The sequence below is a fragment of the Hugonella massiliensis genome, from assembly GCA_001486445.1.
GTDB classification, from domain to species: Bacteria; Actinomycetota; Coriobacteriia; order Coriobacteriales; family Eggerthellaceae; genus Hugonella; species Hugonella massiliensis.
This window is the reverse complement of record LN908986.1, coordinates 108,636-129,267: the sequence shown is the minus strand read 5'-3', so window position 1 is coordinate 129,267 and position 20,632 is coordinate 108,636. Positions and strand designations below refer to the sequence as shown.

The window sequence follows — 20,632 nt, the reverse complement described above, 5'->3', positions numbered from 1 at the left end:
GACGCCATGAAACAAGAACGCCGCGCATTCGTCGACAGCTTTCAAAGGGGGCTGGCCCGTCTTGCCGACCCGCGTGCGGGGGCGGCGATCCTCATTCCCTTGGTAGAGGGCCCTGCGGGGCTCGAAATCCTCTTCGAAGTGCGTTCGCCGCGCTTGCGCACCCAGCCGGGCGAGGTCTGCTGCCCAGGCGGTAAGGTCGAGCTGCCCGAAGGCCCCCGCGAGGCCGCCCTGCGCGAAACCTGCGAGGAGCTGCTCGTCGCGCCCGGACAAATCGAGATTGTCGGCAGCCTGGGGATGCTCATGGGGCCTGCGGGGCTGCCTCTCTACGCCTACGTGGGCTTTCTTTCGGACTACGCGGGCACCTTTTCGGCCGACGAAGTCGAGGGTACCTTCACCGTTCCGCTCGACTGGTTCATGGCCCACGAACCCGAGCTGCACGATTCGCATCTGGTCGAAGACCCGCCTGCCGATTTCCCCTTCGACCTGGTGCCGGGCGCCGAAGACGGCGGTCGGCTGCGCCGTCGCTTCGATTTGCCCTTTTATCGGGGTACCGACCCGCTTGTGTGGGGTGCGACGGCGCGGGCGGTCCACCGCCTCACCGACGTCCTGCACGCTGCGGAAGGCTAGGGACAGCCGAGGACCGTCGCGTGGGCTCACGTGCCCTTACGCGTGCGCGTCGGTTGGCTGCATCCGTTCCGGTGCGCAGAAACAGGCGGGGTCGTGGGAATTCACGACGCCTGCGGCCTGGAGGTAGGAAAACATCGTGACGCTCCCCGCAAAGGCGACTCCGCGGCCTTTAAGGTCGGTCGCAAGCGCGTCGGAGAGTTCGTTGCGCGTCACGTTCGGCGCACAACGGAGGGGCGTGCCATCGGTGAATCCCCACAGGTAGGCATCGAAGCTGCCGTACTCCCGCTGAATCGCTTTGAAGGCCCGGGCATTGCCGATGCTCGCCTCGATCTTGCGGCGATGGTGGATGATGCCCGGGGCCTGCATGAGCCGATCGATGTCTGAAGGGCCCCAGCTGGCTACGGCGTCGACGTCGAAGCTCGCGTAGGCGCTGCGGAAGGCGTCCCGCTTGTTCAAGATCGTCTCCCACGAAAGGCCCGCCTGAAAGAGCTCGAGCACGAACAACTCGTAGAGGGAGCCTTCGTCGTGGTGGGGCCGGCACCATTCGGCGTCGTGGTAGCGCACGTAGGCGGGATTGCTCAGCTTGAGCCAGGAGCACCGGGGCAGGGTCGCATCTTCCCAGCTGGGCCGTTCCTTTGTCGCCGTGCTCATCCTAGAGCGTCCCGATCGTCGCGCGGTCGGCCCCGTCGAGGGCAAGCGGGATGCGCCAGAAGGCCTCGAGCGCTTTGATGGCCCAGGCGGTGTCGGCGGCGCCGGCGGTCTCCCAAGCGGAATGCATGGCGAGCTGGGGCAGGCCCACGTCGACGGCGTGCATGCTCACCTGCATATTCGACAGGTTGCCCAAAGTCGATCCGCCCCTCTTGTCGCTGCGGTTGGCGAAGCGCTGCACGGGCACCTGGGCGCGGGCGCAGATCTCTTCGAAGACGGCGCGGCTGAAGGCGTCGGTCGTGTACTTCTGGTTGGCGGCCTCTTTGACCACGATGCCCCGGTTGAGCAGGACGCGGTTGCCCTCGTCTGCGAGCTCGGGGTGGTTGGGGTGGACGGCGTGGGCGTTGTCGCAGCTCACGAGGAAGGACCGGGCAATCGCCTGATAGAGGTTCTCCTTCGACCCGTCGAGCTTGTCGTTGACGCGCGCGAGCACGTCGGAAAGCAGGGTCGAAAGCGCCCCTTGCTTGGTGTTCGACCCTACCTCTTCGTTGTCGAAGACGGCGAGCACGTTGATGGCGCTTTCGTTTTCGGCAGAGCAGAAGGCCTTGTGGGCAGCGAAGGCGCACTGGAGGTCGTCGAGGCGAGCGCTTGAGACGAATTCTCCGGCCTGGCCCCAGAGGCTGCCGGGGGTGCGGCTGACCAGGAAAAGCTCGCGCGCAACCACCTGGTCGGCGCGCGCGCCGGCGGCTTCGGCGATCATGCGGTCGAAATCGGCGGTCGAAAGGACGCCTGCCGAAAAGAGAGGGCACAGATCGATGCGGCGGTTGGGGGCGAAGCCCGTGTTAACGGATGCGTCCATATGGATGGCCACATGGGGAATGACGAGCAGGTCGCGATCGATGTACACGAGCCGGCTCTCGACGCCCCCGTTGCGGGCGACCATCACGCGGCCGGCGATCGTGAGCGGGCGGTCGAACCAGCTTGCGTCGATCGTGCCGCCGTAGGCTTCCACGTTAAGGCGCAGGTAGCCGTCGGGGCCTTCGAGAACGGGGTTGGCCTTGAGCTTGAAGGCGGGCGCGTCGCTGTGGGCGGCGGCGATGCGGAAACTCATCGTATGGGGGAAGACCTCGAGGCCGATCTTGAAGGCCACCAAACTCGAAGAGTTGCGTACCGTGTAGTAGGCGCCGCCGGGCTCGATGTTCCACTCTGCCTGTTCGGGCAAGTAGGTGAAGCCGGCTTCGTCGAGGGAGCGACGCATAGTGGCCACCGTGTGGAAGGCGGTCGGGCACTGGGCGATGAAATCGAGCAGGGCGGTGCTCGCGGCGACGGCTTCGTGGTCCATGGTATCCCCCTTTGGGACAAGGCTTCGCATGCGGCCAGTGTAGCGCATGCATACGGGCTCTGACGTGCGGTTTCGTCGAATTATCCAAGCCTGGGGAAAGGGATGACGCGCCGGTCATGCAGCGTGTGCGCATAGAGGGGGCCGCCTCATGCGGTCCCGGTGGAAAAGAAGGGCCTTCCCATGCAGCCGACGCCCCTACGGTGCGGAATGCCGACCCCGGACATTTGGCTGAAACTGACGGGCTACAGGCGGCCGAGCGCCCGGTCCCGCGCGAGCGTGGGCAGGCTGAACCTCGGGCTTTCGGTGACGTCGCGCACGAGTTCGATGCCGTGGGGCAGGCGCACGGGCGCGCCTTCGGGAAGGTGGGCGCGCACGAGGTCGGTGTAGGGCATGAAGGGGAAGCGGTCGACCGCGAGGCAGGCGCTCGCGTCGCAGAGGGTCCAGCGTTCGGCGCGCAGGCGGGCGAGGGCGGGGTCGGCCCACGAAAGCATCCAGGAAAAGCGGTCGCGGCCGATAGGGAGGCCGTCGGCGAGGTAGACGGTGCGTGTTCCGTGCTCGATGGCGTCGAGCTGGCTGAGGCCCGCGTGGGGCGTCCGGGTAAAGGTCGTTTCCACGGTCGCGGTGCGCACGCCGGGCAGGGCGTCGAGGGCCAGGCGCGAAGCGCGCCGCACGAGCAGGGTGCGGGCGGCGGTGAAGGGCGCGCCCGCAGCAAGGGCGGCGAGGAGAGCGGTACCGGCCGCTGCTCCCGCATCGTGGGTCCAGGCGTCGACGGAGACGACCTGTCCAGCTGCGCGCCAGGCGCGTGCCCGCTCATCGTCTGCGCCGTCATCGCTTGCGACGAGGAGGGCGACGTCGTAGCGACCGGCCGCGCGGGCGGGGTCGTATCCTGCAGCGGAAAGGAGGCGTTCGGCTTCGAAGGGATCGAGACCCACTGCGGCGTCGGCCAGCCCGCCTGCGCAGAGGACGATGCCGCGCTCGGGGTCGAGCCCGGCGGCAGCGGCGTCCTCGCGGGCAAGCGCGAGCGCACAGGCGGCGCGGGCGCTATCCGTGCGGCAGGGATTCTGGCCGGGTACGGGCTCGTCATCGCGCGGAGCTGCGACGGCCACGTCGAAGCCCTTGAGCATGAGGGCGCGGGCGCAGAGAGGCACAAGGGTCGCGACGACCGACCGGGCGCCGCTCACGAAGGCGATGCGGCGCGGGCGCCGCCCCGTGTCTTCCGCTTGGGCGATGAGGTCGGCGAGGGGCATGCCATAAAGGTCGGCCAGGTGCGCGAGGGTGTCCATGCCGGGGAAGGCGGCCCCCGTTTCCCATTTCGACACGGCCCGGTCGCTCACGCCGGCGCGCGCGGCCACGGCGCGCTGGGACAGGCCCGCCCCTTTGCGCAGTTGCGCCAGGGTGCGCCCGAGATGTTCCTTACTGAGCGTCACGAATCCTCCTAACGCGAATAGATAAGAGAATTTTAAAGCAAATACTCGAATTGAAGTAGAGTACGCCTGTTCCTCTCGCCTGCCTGTCGCCGACGTCGTAAGGTGGGCACATGAGCGGGGCGGCCGGCCCCGCAGGCGCGAGTGAAAGGTGAACGTATGGGAGCGCAGACAGACGTGCTGCACCTGTCCCGCGACGAGATCGAGAAGATCCAGCTCGAGGGCATCAAGAAAACCGTGGTCGATTGCTATGAGAACGTCCCCTTCTACAAGAAGTCCTTCGACGATGCAGGGTTCAACCCCTATGCAGTCGAAACCTTGGACGATCTGAAGGCGGCCCCCTTCGTCACCAAGCAGGACCTGCGCGACAACTACCCCTACGGGATGCTCGCCCGCCCGCTTTCCGAGGTGAAGGAAATCCACATGTCGTCGGGCACGACGGGCATCGCCACTGTGGGTGCCTACACCGAACACGACCTGCAGTTCTGGGGAGATTGCTTCGCGCGCGGTATTCGCTACGCCGGTGGCACCGCCGACGACGTCTTCCACGTCTGCTACGGTTACGGCCTTTTCACCGGCGGCCTGGGCGCCCATTACGGCGGCTTGTCCGCCGGCTGCACGGTCATTCCCATGTCGTCGGGTTCTACCGAGCGCCAGCTGCGCGTTATGCGCGACATGGGTTCGACCATCATCGCCTGCACGCCCAGCTACGCCATGCACCTGGCCGACGTGGCGATCGAAAAGGGCATGAACCCGGCGCAGGACTTCAAACTGCGCGCCGGCATCTTGGGAGCCGAGCCCTTTAGCGACAATTTCCGCGCCGAACTCGAGCGAAAGCTCGGCATCAAGGCGCTCGACGTCTACGGGCTCACCGAACTCATGGGCCCGGGTGTGGCCATCGAATGCCTCGAGCAGAAGGGCCTCCACATCGCCGAAGACCATTTTTACTGCGAAATCATCGACCCGGCGACCGGCGAGACCCTTCCCGACGGCGAATGGGGCGAGCTTGTGATCACCACGCTCGACCGCGAGGCGTCGCCGGTGGTGCGCTATCGCACGCGCGACATTACCCGCATCCTGCCGGGGACCTGCGCCTGCGGGGTCACGCATCGCCGCATCGACCGCCTGCACGGGCGCACCGACGACATGCTCGTTCTGCGCGGCGTCAACGTCTTCCCCAGTCAGGTGGAAGACGTTATGGAAACCTTCCCCGAGGTGTCATCGTGGTACCAGATCGAGCTCACGACCAAGAACTCGCTCGACAACGTCACGCTCAAGGTCGAGATCAACCCCGATTTCGACTTCGACAACATCGGCGCGATCGAAAAGCTCCAGGCCGCCATCCAGAAGCGCCTGAAGGAGCAGCTGCTCATCAAGATCAACGTGCGCATCGTCGAACCCAAGAGCATTGCGCGCAGCGAGGGCAAGGCCAAGCGCGTCATCGACTTGAGGAAGGGCATCTACAATGATTAAGCAGATCACGGTATTCCTGGAAAACACCGAAGGCCGTCTTGCGGCGCTCACCCACACCTTGCGCCGGGCCAACGTCAACATGCATGCGCTCACGATTTCGGAAACGAGCGACTACGGGCTCGTGCGCATCATCTGCGACGATCCCGATGCCGCCCTTGCGGCCCTGCGCGCCGAAGACTTCCGCGCCACGGAAACCAACGTGAGCGCGATCGAGGTGCCCAACCGCCCCGGCGGCCTGGCCGACCTGCTCGATACGCTCGCCAGTTTGAACATGAACATCGAGTACGGCTACTGCTTCAGCTCGAAGGGCGACAAGGCCGTCGACGTCTTCAAGATTTCGGGCCATGCCCATACAGCAGAGGCCACCTTCAAGCTCGAAGAGGCGGGCTTTAAAGCCCTGCGTCAGGAGGACCTGGCCTAAGCGGCCTGCTTGCAGAGGGCGTATTTGTCGGTAAACGGGTCGGAGAAATGTTCCTCTCCGACCCGTTTTTCACTGCTCTAATACGTCGATGGGAAAGTCAGGGATGCGGGGACTCGGAATGAATCGGTCGAGGGTTCGCAGGGGAGAGGAGAAGCGCGCGCTTAGCGAGGCCCTGCGCGCAAGCGCCGTGAACGAGCTGCCCACCGCCACCGCCTAGCGCAGCTTCGGGGAGCGGTCGAGTCGACCACGTGCGACTCCTTTGACTCACCGAGGGGCGCCATGCTGCCGATTGGCGGTGCCTTCGCTCCTGCGCCGTGCCAGGGGCCCGCGCCCGCGCCCCGCGGCTTTACCCTTGCCGATTGGCGGTGTCTTCGCTCATGCGCCGCGGCAGAGGCCCGCGCCCGCGCCCGCGCCCCGCGGCTTTACCCTTGCCCGCATCTCCTCGTCATCGCCCTATCCCTTTCCCCTGGCCCTCCGCGCCATCGCCCTATCCCCTGTGCCCGCCTGCACAACATGCAGGGCCCTTGCACGCCGAACGGGAAATGGCGCTTCCAAAGCTCGTTTCGCAGGGGTAAGGCACGCGAAACCCGTCACGGCCCTGCGTTATGAGCGGAACCGTGCAAGGGCCCTGCGGGATGAGCGGGATTTGCCCGTTCGGCGCGACATCCCCCTGCGTTCTGAGCAGAGGGCCCCGCATGCGGGGGTCACGAGCGCAACCCCGTGCGCCGGCCCTGCGAAACGAGCAGGCGATTGCACCGGCCCTGCGAAACGAGCAGGGGGATTGCGTAGGCCCTGCGAAATGAGCAGGCGATTGCGCTAGCCCTGCGAAACGAGCACGGGGATTGCGCCGGCCCTGTGGAATGGGCGGAACCGCGCACCGGCCCTGCAGAATGGGCAGGGCCGGTCGAGACCAAGGCTGTGCAGGTGGTCGAAGGCGGCAGCGCGGAAGGGGCCATCGGAACGTGCCCGCACGCCCCGCGCTTCGTTGGCGCCGTCAGATCACCCGATGAGGGCGCAGGCGAGGTCGCAGACGTTGGTCCCGGTGGGACCGGTGACGATGAGACCGTCCACGGCGGCGAGGGCGGGGTGCGAATCATGGGCGGCCAGGGCCGCGGCCGCATCGATGCCTGCCTGCCGTAGGGCAAGAGCCGTGTGGCCGTCGACGTAGCCGCCCGCCGCGTCGGTGGGTCCGTCGGTGCCGTCGCTGCCGAAGGAGAAGACGGCCGCCCGCTTGCCGTCGAGGACGCCGGCGGCGGCCAAGGCGAGCTCTTGGTTGCGGCCGCCCGTGCCGGCATCCGCAAGGTGGACAACGGTTTCACCGCCGGCGAAAAGGGCCAGCTTGCGGTTGTGCTCGGCCTGGGTGGCGGCGATGCTGCCCAGCATGCGGCCGGCTTCGCGCGCCTCGCAGTCGAGCCGGTCGGTGAGGACGAGGGGCTTGTAGCCCAGCTGGCGCGCCGCCTTCACACCTGCCTGGCAAAGCTGGGCGACGCTGCCCGCCACCTGCAGGGTGGCGTTGTCAATGTCCTTGGGCGTTTCCATCTGCAGCTGCTCGAGGGCTTCGGGCGACAGGCTCAGCCCGCGCCGGCGCACCACTGCGAGCGCGTCTTCGCAGGTGCTCGGGTCGGGCGAGATGGGCCCGCTCGCAATCATGTCAGGGCGGTTGCCCATGACGTCCGAAAGGGCGATGCCCACCACCTGCGCCGGGGCGCAGTGCTCGGCGAAACGACCGCCCTTCACCATGCTCAGGCGCTTGCGGATCGTGTTGGCCTCCACGATGTCGGCCCCGCTCGCGAGCAGCTGGGCGGTGATGTCGCGCAGCTCGCCGATGGGGAGGTAAGGGCGTTCGAAGAGGGCGCTTGCCCCGCCGGACACCAAAAAGACCACGGTGTCGTCTTCCGAAAGCCCATCGGTCAGCTTCAGGGCCCGGGCGGTGGCGGCCACGCCGTTGGCATCGGGCAAGGGATGGCCGGCCTCGTAGACGTCGAAGCCGGCGAGCGGCCCGCGCGCATGCCCGTACTTGGTGATCACGATGCCCGCGTCGATGTGGTCGAGCACCCGAAGTGCAGCCGCGGCCATCTGCCAGGCGGCCTTCCCCACGGCGACGACGATCGTGCGTCCCGCGCCGGGGTAGAAGTATTCGAGAGCGCCCTCAACGGCGGCGTCGGGCAGGACGTCCTGGATGCACGAGGCGACGATCGCATCGGCGTCGGCGCGCAGCTCTTCGAACATGGGGCCCTTCTTTCCGCGAGGCTGAACTCATGCCCCTATTGTAGCGACCCCATGCCGCGGTCGAAGGCGAGCAGGGTGCGGAACCGCTCGTTTGTGCGGGCGAGTGCGGAAGGCGCTCCGTCCATCTGGATGTGGCCGTCTTCCAGGAAAATCACGCGGTCGAAGTGGTCGATGCCCTGCAAGTGGTGGGTGACCATGACGATCGTGCGGTCGGAAAGGACGGAGAAGAGGGTGTCGAGCAAATCCGCTTCGGTGAGAGGGTCGAGGGCAATCGTCGGTTCGTCGAGCAGGACCACGGGCGCCTGCGCGAGCAGAACGCGGGCGAGGGCGATGCGGTGGCGCTGGCCACCCGAAAAGCGTCGGCCGGCTTCGTCGACCATGGTGTCGAGCCCCTGCGGCAGGTCGCCTGCAAGGTCGCCCAATCCCACGGCGGACAGGGCGTCCAGGAGCTCGCTGTCGGTCGCGTGCGGCGCGCCCAGGCGCAGGTTGTCGCGCAAGCTGCGGTTGAACAGGTAGGGCTGCTGCTGCATGAGGCTGAAGCTGGCCTCGGGAGCGGCCAGGTGCGCGGCGGGGACGCCGCCTGTGGTCGCGGTTCCGCGGGTGGGTGCCACATCGCCGTGGATGAGCGAGAGCAGGGTCGATTTTCCCGAACCGCTGCGCCCCAGGATGGCCACGTGCTCGCCGGGGGCGATCGAAAGCGTGACGCCGTCGATGACCGGCCGCGCGCTTCCCGGGTAGGAGAAGACGAGGTCGCGCAAGTTGATCTGGGACCCGTGCGCGACGGCAGTGCGGTCGCACGCTGCCGCTTCGGCGCCCTCTTCGTCGAGGTCGTTCAAACGCTCGATCGACTGGGCGAACCTAGTCGCCTGCTTGGCGGCTTGGGGCAGGGGGGCGAAGGCTTCGGTGAGGGGGAAGAAACCGAGCACGAAGGCCGCCACGAAGTTGAGGGCCGCTCCGCCCTGGGCGCCGAAATACCCGGCAGCCCAGGCGATCGTGGCCACCGCGCCCGCGCCGAAGACGACCTGCAGGACGAGCGCGAAACGGCGGTCGCGCGCGTCGAGGTCGCGCGCAAGGGCGGCTTGGGCGCGCTGGGCCTCTTCGAAGCGGTCGATGCAGGTCTCGGCGCGGCCTGCCAGTATCCAATCGGCTGAGCCCAGGATATCGTCGGTGAGGACGGCGTAGAGCTCGTCGGTGAGAGCTTTGCGCTCGGCTTCGCGGGCCCGATTCACCAGAAGCGACACGTAAGGGAGAAGGACGCCGGTGACGCCGAAGGTGACGAGCATGATGCCCACCAGCCAGAGGGAGAACAGGCCGCAAGCGGCGGCTACGATGAGGGCCAGGATCCAGGCGACGGCGGTGGGGAAGATCACGCGCAGAAAGAGGTTCTGCAGATGCCCGATGTCATCGGCGATGTAGCCGAGCACGTCGCCGGTCGACAGAGGAGCGGCGGTGGAAGCGGCCCGCGCGGCGAGCACCCGGTAGAGCCGGCGGCGCAGGTCGCTGGTCATGCGGAAGACCCAGTCGTGGTTGGCCAGGCGCTCGAGGTAGTGGACGATCGGTTTGCCCAGGCCGCAGACTTCCACGGCGACGAGCGGCAGCACCGACACGAAGATGCTGCCGGGCAGGGTGGCCGTCCAGCTGATCAGATAGCCGGCGGCAAACATCATGAGCGACGAGCACGCGAAGGCGATGACGCCCATCCCGAGGGCGCGCACGAGCTGCGGTCGGTAGAGGGCCAGGTAGGGCGCGATCCAACGGCGTCCGTCGATGCGGGGACGAGTGGTTCTCATGCGGCATCGCCTCCTCTCACGCGGTCCACGAAGCGGGCGAGTGCGCCGCCTTTCCCCATGAGCCCTTCGTAGCTTCCGGCTTCGACAAGCGCGCCGTTTTCCAGCACGAGGACGGTGTCCATGTCGGGCAGCCAATGGAGCCGGTGGGTGGCGAGCACCACGAGACGGTCGGAAAAGAGGGGCAGCATCCGCTCCTTGAGCTCGCGTTCGGTTTCGATATCCAAGTGGGCGGTGGGCTCGTCGAGGACGAGCACGCGGCGCGTGGGGTCGAGCAGGGCGCGGGCGAGGGCGATGCGTTGGGCCTGCCCGCCCGAGAGCGTGCGTCCCGCATCGCCGATGACGGTGTCTAGGCCGCGGGGCAGGGAGCTCACGAGTTCGTCGAGCCCCAGGGCGGCAACGGCGGCTGCGACGTCTTCGTCGGAGGCGTCGGGGGTGTAGAAGCGGATGTTGTCGGCGAGGCTGGCGTGGAAGAGGTAGGGGTCCTGGGGGACGTAGAGGACCTGGCGCTGCCAGGCTTCGGTGCACAGGGTCGCGACCGGCGTGCCGTCCAGGGCGATGACCCCGCCGGTGGGGTCGGCGAAGCCGGCGAGAAGGTTGACAAGCGTCGACTTGCCCGCCCCGCTCGCGCCCACGATGCCCACGCGCTCGAACCCGTGCAGGGTCGCCGTCACGTCGGTCAAGCCGCTCCCGCCGGGGAGCACCCGGCGACCGCCTTCCCCTGTCCCTTATACACATCTAGATGTGTATAAGAGGCCGGAGCGGGGGCGGCCACGAGGGCCATCACGTGGGCGAGCGCGGTCTTGCCGTCGAGCGAGGCGTGGAAGTCGGACGCGAAGGCGCGAACGGGCTTGTAGAATTCCGGCGCGAGCACGAGGCAGGTGAGCCCGGTGAGCAGGGAAACCGACCCGTCGACCAGGCGGAAGCCGAGCATCACGGCCACGGCCGCCACGCCCAGGGTGGCGATCAGGTCGAGCACGGCGCCCGAAAGGGTGGCCACCTTCAGGGTTCCCATCGTGGCGACGCGGAAACGCTCGCTCACCCGCCAGACGGTGTCCTCGTAGCTTTTCGCTGCGCCGAACGCGGCCAGGGTGTCGATGCCCCGCAGGGTGTCGATGAAGTGGTTCGACATGCGCTGGTAGACGCCGAACTGGGCTTCGGCCCGATCGCGGGCCTCGTTGCCGATGAGGATCATGAAGAAGATGATCACCGGAAAGCTGACCGCCAGAATCGCGGCCGACAGCCCGTCGAAGCAAGCGGCGGCAACCAGACAAGCCAGGGGCACGACGACCACCTCGACCATCTTGGGCAGGATCGTGCGCAGGTAGTTGTCGATCTGGTCCATGCCCTCGAGCGCACCGGAGGTGACGGCGGCCGTCCCCTCATCGCGCACGAGCCGGCCGCGCGTGTCGAAGACGCGCTCGAGTAGGCTGCGGCGCAGGCGGGCGGTCTGCCCCTGCGCCCAGGAGGAAAGCCGGGCGTCTTCGACGGCGGTCACGGCCTGCTGCCCCAAGAACCCGGCGAGGAAGGCGACCACAAGGCCCATCAGGCCAGCCAAGGCCCCGCCCTCCCACAGGCCCGTGAGCAGGGCGCCCAGCGCAAGGGACATGACGACGATGCAGGCGGCTTTGGCCAGGGTACCCAGGCCCAGAAGCGCGAGGGCCCCGCGCATTCCCGGTAGCTCGAAGAGGGTTTTGTCCATCATGGGCGGGTCTCCTTCCCTTATTGCTACCCATTCTATAGCAATTCCGTGACGGCGGGGGCGGGCGATGTCGCCACATATGCATGCAGAATCAGCGCCGAGCCTGGGGCGATCGGCAGGCCGCCTGACCCTGCGCCCGCCTGCGTGCAGGATCCGCGGGCGCAAGCTCTACCCATGCGGGCTCCACCGGCCCTGCATCCGCCTGAGCGATGGAACCGCGCGCACAAGCTCTACCATGCGAGCCTCGCCGGGCCTGCGCCACCTGCGTGCAGGGACCGCGAAACGCTCCCAGCGCCCCGATGGCTTGTCGATTGAGTTTTCGAGGAATACGAGCTCATTGTTTCGATTGAATGAACCGGTAGTCAACATATACATTTATTATGTTCAGTAATATACGGAATTGAACGTCGCAGACCATGCAATCGTCTCGAAAACTTGATTGCCATGCCACCGAACCCCGATTTTCGTTCCGTATGTGTCTTGCGGTGGCATGGAACGCTGTCGCGGGGCGGCGGCCCCGGGCGCGTGCGTGTGACGACGGCGCCCGCCCCGTCGTCACACCAGGGAGAAACCCCTATGCCCGGATGGGGACATCCCCGTCGAGTTGCACATTTCAGGTAACTACAATGGCCGCAGATCGGTAATCCGACACCTGCGCTCCCTGGGAGCGCGTCGAAGGAGAAGAAGGTAGATATGGCACAAGAAACCGCAGCGGTTGCAGTGGGGCTGGGCCCCCATCCCTCGCGCAAGGAGATCATCGCGCATTGGGATCCGGAAAACGAAGCGTTTTGGAAGGCCTATGGAAAGAAAACGGCAACGCGCAACCTGGTCGTTTCGATCATCGCGCTGCTCATCACGTTTTGCATCAACACCCTTGCCGCGCAGGTGAGCGCCCAGCTCAACAACGCGGGCTTTTCCTTTGATGCGGGCCAGCTCTTCCTGCTCACCGCCCTGCCGGGCTTGGTGGGCGCCACCGGCCGCCTCGTCTACACCTACCTGCCCGCGCGCATGGGCGGGCGCAACTTCACGCTCGTAACGGTGGGCATCCTGCTCATCCCCCTTATCGGCATCGGCATGGCGGTGCAGGACACGACGACCCCCTTCGGCGTCTTCGCCGCTTGGTTCGCCTTCTTGGGCCTTGCGCTTTCGGTCTTTTCGGGGTCGATGGCCAACATCGGCTTCTTCTACCCGGTTGCGGAAAAGGGCACGGCCAACGGCCTGAACGCCGGTATCGGCAACCTGGGCGTGGCGGTCACCTATTTCGTGACCCCTATGGTGCTCGGCACCTTCCTGGGAATCGGTTCTGGCGTCACCACGCCCGCCGGCACCCAGCTCTATCTGCAGAACGCCTGCTTCGTATGGGTCATCCCCACGATTGTAGCCTTGGTGCTTGTCGCACTGTTCATGGACAACCTGCCCATGCCCAAGCAGAGCTTCAAAGACATGGCGGCCATCTTCAAGAACAAGCACACCTGGTTCTGCTCCTGGATCTACACCTGCGGCTTCGGTTCCTTCATCGGCTACTCGATGGCCCTTGCCCTCATCATCAAGGTTGTCTTCCCCAGCGTCGACGCCTCCTACATGATGTTTCTGGGGCCGCTGATCGGTGCCGGCATCCGTCCGGTGGGCGGTTGGCTGTCTGACAAGATCGACTCGGGCGCCAAAGTCACCTTCGTGTCGCTCATCATCATGTTCATCGCCACGGTCACCGTCATCCTGGGCATCCAGGCGCAGAACTTCGTCCTCTTCTTCGGGTCCTTCCTCGTCCTCTTTGCCACGACCGGCTTCATCAACGGCGCTTCTTTCCGCATGGTCCCCAACATCTTCCACGACCGTCAGCAGGCCGCCCAGGTGACGGGCTTCACCGGCGGGATCGCCGCCTACGGCGCCTTCATCGTGCCGATCCTCTTCCGCAGCGATTACTTCACCGCACTCGTGATCCTCGCTGCCTTCACCCTGTCGACGATCGTGCTGACCTGGGTGGTCTACACCCGCAAGGGCGCCGAAGTGAAGTGCTAGACCTTTGCTGGGGGAGCGGCGCGTGCCGCGTCCCCGTCCGCGCCGCGCGGGACGACGCGCGGCGCTTCTATCCCATTTCCTAAGAGCTTGCCCGCAGCAAGCAGGCGCCGCGCGCCGTTTCTGCGGAAGGTAGAGAAGCGCGGGGCCGTTTGGCCCCGCAAAAGACGAGGAAGGATGAAGATGTCTCATCTTTTCAGGAAGTACTCCCACATCAGGAAGGCCGACGACGCGCCGGCTCCGGTGCGCCAGCCTGAAGGCGGCCATCAGGAGCTGCGCGAGGGCGGCCGCGACTGGGAGCACATGTACCGCGACCGCTGGGCCCACGACAAGATCGTTCGCTCGACCCACGGCGTGAACTGCACCGGCTCCTGCAGCTGGAACATCTATGTGAAGAACGGGATCGTCACCTGGGAGAACCAGGCGACCGACTACCCCGAGACGCCCGATTGCATGCCTGACCACGAACCCCGTGGCTGCCCGAGAGGCGCTTCCTTCTCCTGGTACCTCTACAGCCCCCTGCGCATCAAGTACCCCTACCTGCGCGCCGAGCTCGCCGAGATGTGGCGCGATGCCCGCGCCCAGGGCATGAACCCCTACGACGCCTGGGCGTCGATCGCGAGCGACCCGGAAAAGAAGGCCCGCTACAAGAAGGCCCGTGGCCTGGGCGGCTTCGTGCGCTCCAACTGGAAGGAAGCTTCCGAAATCGTCGCCGCGAGCGAGCTCTACACCGCCTACACCTACGGCCCCGACCGCAACATCGGCTTTTCGGTCATTCCGGCCATGTCGATGCTCTCCTACGCGGCCGGTGCCCGCTTCAACCAGCTCATGGGCGGGGCCCAGCTGTCCTTCTACGACTGGTACGCCGACCTTCCGCCGGCGAGCCCCCAGGTCTGGGGCGACCAGACCGACGTGCCCGAATCGTCTGACTGGTACAACGCCGGCTACCTCATGCTCTGGGGGTCCAACGTTCCGCAGACCCGCACCCCCGACGCCCACTTCCTGGCCGAAGTGCGCTACAAGGGCACCAAGGTCGCGGCGGTGAGCCCCGACTATGCCGAGTTCTGCACCTTTGCCGACACCTGGCTGCAACCCAACGTGGGCACCGACAGCGCCCTGGCCATGGCCATGGGCCACGTCATCCTCAACGAGTACTACTGGAAGAAGCCCGAACCCTTCTTCCTGGACTACGCCAAGCAGTTCACCGACATGCCCTTCGCCGTCATTATGGAGAAGCGCGGCGACCATTGGGAACCCGGCCGCTTCCTGAATGCTGCCGACATGGGCGTCGAAGGCGCCAACCCTGAATTCAACTTCTTCGTTTCCGACGCAATCGCCGGCAAGCTCGTGGTACCCAACGGCACGATGGGCGACCGCTGGGGCGATGCCGCCCACTGGAACCTCAAGCTCGAGGACAGCGCCACGGGCGACGCGATCGACCCCGAGCTGTCCTTCATCGACCGCCACGACGACGTCGTGGCCACCGCCTTCCCCTACTTCGGCACCGACGGCAAGGCGACGATCGTGCGCAACGTTCCTGTCCGCACCGTCACCGCCCCCGACGGCACCGTCTTCCGCATCACGACCGTGCACGACTTGCTTCTCTCGCAGTACGGCATCAACCGCGGCCTGGGCGGGGAGTGCGCCGCTTCCTACGACGACGCCGAGGTGGCCTTCACGCCGGCCTGGCAGCAGGCCATCACCAACGTCGACCCGGCGCTCGTGGTGCGCACGGCGCGCGAGTTCGCCGACAACTCGATCGCCACGGGCGGCCGATCGATGATCATCATGGGTGCCGGCATCAACCACTGGTACCATGCCGACGACATCTACCGCACGGTCTTGAACATCCTGCTCTTCTGCGCGACCGAAGGCCGCAACGGCGGCGGTTGGGCTCATTACGTGGGCCAGGAGAAGCTGCGCCCGGCCGAAGGTTGGAAGACCGTCATGACGGCGACCGACTGGCAGATGCCGCCGCGCCTGCAGAACGGCACGTCCTTCTTCTACTTCGCGACCGACCAGTGGCGCAGCGACGAAATCGACACCGAAGACCTCACGAGCCCCCTGCGCACGCCGCGCTACCATCATTCGGGCGACTACAACATCATGGCGGCCCGCCTGGGTTGGCTGCCCGCTTACCCCACCTTCAACAAGCCGGGCGCGCAGATCGTCGCCGAAGCCAAGGCGGCCGGGGCGGCCGACGACGCGGCCATCAAGGCGGCCCTCGTCGACCAGCTGAAGAACAAGCAGGTCGATTTCGCCTACGCCGATCCCGACGCGCCGGAAAACTTCCCGCGCAACCTGATCGTGTGGCGTGCCAACCTGCTGGGCTCGTCGGCCAAGGGTTCGGAATACTTCAACAAGTACCTGCTGGGCGCCAAGAACGGCGTGGTCGAAGAGGAGCGCATGGCCGCGACTCCCGAAGAGATCAAGGTGCGCCCCGAAGTGACCGAAGGCAAACTCGACCTGCTCGTGAGCCTCGACTTCCGCATGACCACGACGCCGCTCTATTCCGACGTCGTCCTGCCCACGGCCACCTGGTACGAGAAGACCGATATCTCTTCGACCGACATGCACCCCTTCATCCATCCCTTCAGCCCCGCTGTGGAACCGGGTTGGGAGTCCCGCACCGACTGGGACATCTTCCGCACCCTGGCTGCGGCCGTGAGCTCGGTGGCCAAGGAGGCCAAGCTCGAACCGCTCGACGACATCGTCGCCGTGCCCCTGCAGCACGATTCGGCCGGCGAGCTCGCCCAGCCTTTGGGGCGCGTGCGCGACTGGTCCAAGGGAGAATGCGAGCCGGTGCCGGGCAAGACCATGCCCAACCTGGTGCACGTGGTGCGCGACTACACGAAGACCTACGACAAGTTCGTGGGCCTGGGCCCCAACGTTCCCACGAAGAACTTCGGCTGGGACGCCACCGACCAGTACGAGTGGATTGCGGGCCGCAACGGGCGCATCGAGGATGAGGACCTCGCTTCCTTCGGCATGCCGTCGATCGTCGAGGCCGAACAGGCGGTCGACGCGGTCCTTGCCCTGTCGAGCTCGTCCAACGGCAAGGTGGCGGTGAAGGCCTTCGAAGGCCTCGAGCGCAAGACGGGCCTTTCGGGCCTGACCGATCTGGCCCGCGGTCGCGAAGAGGAGCAGATCACCTACCGGGCGACCCAGGTCCAGCCGCGCGAGACGATCACGACCCCGGCCTTCACCGGTTCCAACACCGGCCGTCGCTACACGCCCTTCACCCTGTCGACCGAACAGAAGGTGCCCTTCCGCACCATCACGGGTCGTCAGAGCTTCTACCTCGACCACGAGCTCATTGCGGAATGGGGCGAGCAGCTGGCTACCTACAAGCCCATCCTCGACTTCACGCCGCTCAAACTCGAGCATGACGCCCAGGGCCGCCGCGAGATCACACTCAAGTACCTCACGCCCCACAACAAGTGGTCGACGCACTCGATGTACTTCGACAACCAGCAGCTGCTCACCCTCTATCGCGGCGGGCAGACGGTCATTCTGAACGAGAAGGACGCCGAGGCGATCGGGGCGGTCGACAACGACTGGCTCGAGGTCTTCAACCGCAACGGCGCCGTCGCGGCCCGCGTAGCCACCACGGCCCGCATCCCGCGTGGATCCATGTTCATGTACCACGCGCAAGACCGCCATATCTACGTGCCGGGCACCCCGCTTTCGGGCACGCGCGGCTCTGGCCACAACGGGCCCACGCACATCCACGTGAAGCCCACCCACATGATCGGCGGCTACGGCCAGCTGAGCTACGGATTCAACTACTACGGAACCACGGGCAACCAACGCGACATCATGGTGGTCGTCCGCAAGATGGAGGAGGTCGATTGGCTTGAGGATTAAAGCCCAAATCTCCATGGTCATGAACCTGGACAAATGCCTTGGCTGCCATACCTGTTCGATCACCTGCAAGAATGCATGGACGAACCGCAAGGGCACCGAGTACATGTACTTCAACAACGTCGAGACCCGGCCGGGCGTCGGCTACCCGCGCGGCTGGGAAAAGCAGGACGAGTGGAAGGGTGGTTGGACTTTAGACGACAAGGGTCGCCTGAAGCTGCGCGCCGGCGGCAAGGTCGAGCGTTTCATCAAGCTCTTCTACAACCCCGACCAGCCCGGCATGGACGACTACTACGAGCCCTGGACCTACGACTACGACAAGCTCACGTCGGCGGGCCGCAAGGCGCACCAGCCCGTGGCCCGTCCCCGGTCGCTGGTGACCGGGGAACGCATGGACATCTCGTGGGGCCCCAACTGGGACGATGACCTTTCCGGCGCCCAATATGCCCGCGCCGACGTCGACCTCATCGCGGCCAACGCCCAGGGCGCCCAGATCAAGATGGACATGGAAGACCTCTTCATGCGCTATCTGCCGCGCACCTGCAACCACTGCCTGAACCCGGCCTGCGTGGCCGCCTGTCCGTCGGGCGCCATCTACAAGCGCGACGAAGACGGCGTGGTCGTCATCAGCCAGGACGCCTGCCGCGGGTGGCGCGCCTGCGTGCCGGCCTGCCCCTACAAGAAGGTCTACTACAACTGGGAGACCAACAAGTCGGAGAAGTGCACCTTCTGCTTCCCGCGCTTGGAATCGGGCATGCCCACCGTGTGCTCCGACACCTGCGTGGGCCGCATCCGCTACATGGGCGTGCTGCTCTACGACATGGACAAGGTGGAAGCCGCTGCTTCGACGGAAGACCCGCGCCAGATCTGGCGGGCCATCAAAGACGTGCTCGCCGATCCCACCGACCCGGCCGTGATCGAAAGCGCCCGCGCCAACGGGGTGGCCGACTCCTGGATCGACGCCGCCCAGCACTCGCCGGTCTACAAACTTATCAAGGAGTGGGGCTTGGCCCTGCCGCTGCACGCCGAATACCGCACCCTGCCCATGGTCTGGTACATCCCGCCCATGAGCCCCATCCTGTCGCGCGTGGCCGCGACGGCCAATCTGGCGCAGGCCGACGAGATGCGCATCCCAGTCGCCTACCTGGCCGAGCTCTTCAGCGCCGGCGATCCCGAACCGGTGCGCGCCGTCATCAACCGCCTCGTGGCCGTGCGCACGCACATGCGCGCCAAGGAAGTGGGCGCTCCCGAGCCCGAGGCCGAATTCGCGCCCGAGGTGCTCGACGAGATGTACCGCCTGCTCGCGATTGCCAAGCGCCCCGACCGCTTCAACATCCCGGCGGCTGCCGACATGACGCGCGCCGAGCGCTTGCAGGCCCAGCGCGAGTTCGGCTTCTGCACCTCGTGCGCCGAAGGGGGCTTCGACGCATGATGACTCCCGACCAGCTGAAAGACGGGCTGCGCACGGCCGCCTTCCTGCTTTCCTATCCCGACGCCGCCTGGCGCGCGGGCCTCGACGAGGCCGATGCCGCCGTGGCGACGCTTGCGGGCGNCAGGAGGCCGAAAAGCCCCAGAGCATGCCTCCGAGCAGAGCGAGCAAGACGCCGCGCACCTGGGAGGAACCCGTGCGTTTCATCGTGTGCTCCCTTCGGCGCGGCGACAGTGGTAGTCGAAGGCTACCGACGAGGGCTCGACGATGTCGGTGTGCGCGAAGATGCGCTCGCTCGCCAGGGCGAGGAACTCGTCGGCTAGGGGGGTGAGCGGCGCCCCCGCCCGTTTGATGTAGCCCACGTTCATGACCTCGTCGGTTTCAAGGGACACCGACGCGATGCCCTGCCCTTCGGGAAAGACCCCGGTGAAGATCGTGTAGGCGACGCCTTGCGGGCGAGCCGGCGGACCAGCTTGCGGCCTTCGTGGCGGCTGCGCGTGCGGCGGACGCGCAGGAATTCGAGAAGCGCTACGTCGACGCCTTCGACTTCAACAAGGACACGAGCCTCTACCTGACGAGCCGCGACCGCGGCGACGACGCCCAGCGCCGCACCGACCTGCTTTCGTACGCGGTCTACTTCACCGAGGCCGGCTTTCAGCCTGAAAGCGAATCGCCCGACTATCTGCCCGCGGTGCTCGAGCTTGCCGCGCAGGCGGCGCCCGACTGCGCCGCGCGGATGATTCGCACGACCGCCGCCGACGTCGCCTCGCTGGCGGCGGCCCTCGAAGCTCACAATCTTTCCGATTACGCGCAGGTGGTCAGGGCGGCGATTGCCCTCGCCGGCGCCTATGAAAAGGAGGCGGTGCGCGCATGAACGGCATCGACATCTTTCTGTGGGGCATCGCTCCCTATATCTCGTTCACGATGCTCATCGTGGTGACGGCCATCCGCCGCGTGTTCTTCGCGCGCACCTGGACGTCGAAGTCGAGCGAGTTCCTCGAACGCAAGCAGGAGCGGGTGGCCAACCCCCTCTTCCACCTGTCGATCCTCTTCGTCTTCTTCGGCCATGTGGGCGGCGTGCTCATCCCACATGAGGCCACCGACGCCCTGGGCGTTTCCGAAGAGATGTACCATATGGCGGCCTTCGGCATGGGCGGCCTGTTCGGCGTTCTTTTGGGCCTGGCCCTCATCTTGCTCATCCGCCGTCGCTTCGGCGGCTACGAGCGCATGAAGGCCAACACGTCGACGTCCGACAAGGTCCTCTACGTAGTGCTTACCGCCACGATCGTCATGGGGCTTGTGGCCACCTTCTCGAACGCGTCGGGCGCCTTCAACTACCGCGAATCGCTTTCGCCCTGGTTCCGCAGCCTGTTTGCCTTCCAGCCCGACATCGCGCTCATGGCGCAGGTGCCCCTTGCCTTCAAGATTCACATGTGCTGCTGGATGATTCTCTTCGCGGTGCTGCCCTTCACGCGCCTCGTGCATATGTTCAGCGGGATCACGGCGCCCTTCAAGTATGCCCGCCGCAAGGCGGTGCTCTATCGCGCTCGCATGCATGACGTGCGCGCCCATGGCGAGCGCGACCTCGAATTCCCCGATGCTATCATCCTCGATAGGAAGTAGCTTGCAAAAGGGCCCCGCTCCCGAATCGCGGGGGCGGGGCGTTGGGG

General features: G+C 66.2%; 15 protein-coding genes and 1 pseudogene. 8 read left to right on the top strand and 8 right to left on the bottom strand.

Features of this window, described 5'->3' with window-relative positions:
* Window positions 1-6: 6 nt before the first annotated feature.
* Complete coding sequence (locus tag BN3270_RS03170) at window positions 7-627, top strand: NUDIX hydrolase (protein WP_058985744.1); 621 nt, start codon at window positions 7-9, stop codon at window positions 625-627.
* 36 nt (window positions 628-663) lie between these two features.
* On the opposite strand, the gene BN3270_RS03165 is transcribed toward BN3270_RS03170, so the two are convergent.
* The 3 genes from BN3270_RS03165 to BN3270_RS03155 form a co-directional block, all read right to left on the bottom strand.
* Window positions 664-1,278, bottom strand: a complete 615-nt coding sequence (locus tag BN3270_RS03165) for a DNA-3-methyladenine glycosylase I (RefSeq protein ID WP_058985743.1) — start codon at window positions 1,276-1,278, stop codon at window positions 664-666.
* 1 nt (window position 1,279) lies between these two features.
* Window positions 1,280-2,617: a M18 family aminopeptidase gene (locus tag BN3270_RS03160; protein WP_058985742.1), complete on the bottom strand. Its 1,338-nt coding sequence runs from the start codon at window positions 2,615-2,617 to the stop codon at window positions 1,280-1,282.
* 242 nt (window positions 2,618-2,859) lie between these two features.
* Window positions 2,860-4,044 (bottom strand): helix-turn-helix domain-containing protein, encoded by a 1,185-nt coding sequence (locus BN3270_RS03155; RefSeq protein WP_058985741.1) that lies wholly within the window; start codon window positions 4,042-4,044, stop codon window positions 2,860-2,862.
* A gap of 156 nt (window positions 4,045-4,200) precedes the next feature.
* Here BN3270_RS03155 and BN3270_RS03150 point away from each other — a divergent pair, with 156 nt between their 5' ends.
* Both BN3270_RS03150 and BN3270_RS03145 read left to right on the top strand, forming a co-directional pair.
* A complete protein-coding gene (locus tag BN3270_RS03150; RefSeq protein WP_058985740.1) occupies window positions 4,201-5,514 on the top strand; it encodes a phenylacetate--CoA ligase family protein in 1,314 nt (437 codons plus the stop codon).
* The gene (locus tag BN3270_RS03145; protein WP_058985739.1) at window positions 5,507-5,935 is read left to right on the top strand and encodes an ACT domain-containing protein; all 429 of its coding nucleotides are present in this window, start codon (window positions 5,507-5,509) and stop codon (window positions 5,933-5,935) included. The genes BN3270_RS03150 and BN3270_RS03145 overlap by 8 nt, the downstream gene beginning before the upstream one ends.
* A gap of 999 nt (window positions 5,936-6,934) precedes the next feature.
* Here BN3270_RS03145 and BN3270_RS03140 read toward each other — a convergent pair.
* The 4 genes from BN3270_RS03140 to BN3270_RS09230 are packed head-to-tail and all read right to left on the bottom strand — an operon-like array spanning window position 6,935 to window position 11,656.
* Window positions 6,935-8,164 (bottom strand): glycerate kinase type-2 family protein, encoded by a 1,230-nt coding sequence (locus tag BN3270_RS03140; protein ID WP_058985738.1) that lies wholly within the window; start codon window positions 8,162-8,164, stop codon window positions 6,935-6,937.
* Between the two features lie 35 nt (window positions 8,165-8,199).
* Window positions 8,200-9,954: a thiol reductant ABC exporter subunit CydC gene (cydC, locus tag BN3270_RS03135; RefSeq protein WP_058985737.1), complete on the bottom strand. Its 1,755-nt coding sequence runs from the start codon at window positions 9,952-9,954 to the stop codon at window positions 8,200-8,202.
* Window positions 9,951-10,625 carry an ATP-binding cassette domain-containing protein gene (locus BN3270_RS09235; protein ID WP_271711981.1) on the bottom strand — a complete coding sequence of 225 codons (675 nt, stop codon included), beginning with the start codon at window positions 10,623-10,625 and terminating at the stop codon, window positions 9,951-9,953. The genes cydC and BN3270_RS09235 overlap by 4 nt, the downstream gene beginning before the upstream one ends.
* 5 nt (window positions 10,626-10,630) lie before the next feature.
* A complete protein-coding gene (locus BN3270_RS09230) occupies window positions 10,631-11,656 on the bottom strand; it encodes an ABC transporter transmembrane domain-containing protein (RefSeq protein WP_082673310.1) in 1,026 nt (341 codons plus the stop codon).
* Between the two features lie 690 nt (window positions 11,657-12,346).
* Here BN3270_RS09230 and BN3270_RS03125 point away from each other — a divergent pair.
* From BN3270_RS03125 to narH, 3 genes are all read left to right on the top strand, one after another.
* Window positions 12,347-13,672: an MFS transporter gene (locus BN3270_RS03125; RefSeq protein ID WP_058985736.1), complete on the top strand. Its 1,326-nt coding sequence runs from the start codon at window positions 12,347-12,349 to the stop codon at window positions 13,670-13,672.
* A 180-nt stretch (window positions 13,673-13,852) separates the two neighbouring features.
* Window positions 13,853-17,536, top strand: coding sequence for a nitrate reductase subunit alpha (locus tag BN3270_RS03120; RefSeq protein ID WP_058985735.1), 3,684 nt, complete (start codon window positions 13,853-13,855; stop codon window positions 17,534-17,536).
* Window positions 17,526-18,965: a nitrate reductase subunit beta gene (gene narH / locus BN3270_RS03115; RefSeq protein WP_058985734.1), complete on the top strand. Its 1,440-nt coding sequence runs from the start codon at window positions 17,526-17,528 to the stop codon at window positions 18,963-18,965. The genes BN3270_RS03120 and narH overlap by 11 nt, the downstream gene beginning before the upstream one ends.
* A 200-nt stretch (window positions 18,966-19,165) precedes the next feature.
* Here the strand turns inward: narH and BN3270_RS03110 are convergent, their stop codons facing one another.
* On the bottom strand, window positions 19,166-19,354 hold the full coding sequence (locus tag BN3270_RS03110; protein WP_058985733.1) for a hypothetical protein: 189 nt from the start codon (window positions 19,352-19,354) through the stop codon (window positions 19,166-19,168).
* A gap of 65 nt (window positions 19,355-19,419) precedes the next feature.
* Here BN3270_RS03110 and narJ point away from each other — a divergent pair.
* Window positions 19,420-19,836: pseudogene (gene narJ, locus BN3270_RS03105) on the top strand (nitrate reductase molybdenum cofactor assembly chaperone); the annotation flags it as partial.
* Entirely contained in the window at window positions 19,833-20,585 is a 753-nt protein-coding gene (gene narI, locus BN3270_RS03100; protein ID WP_082673309.1) for a respiratory nitrate reductase subunit gamma, read from the top strand. The pseudogene narJ and the gene narI, both read left to right, overlap by 4 nt.
* The last annotated feature ends 47 nt before the right edge of the window (window positions 20,586-20,632 follow it).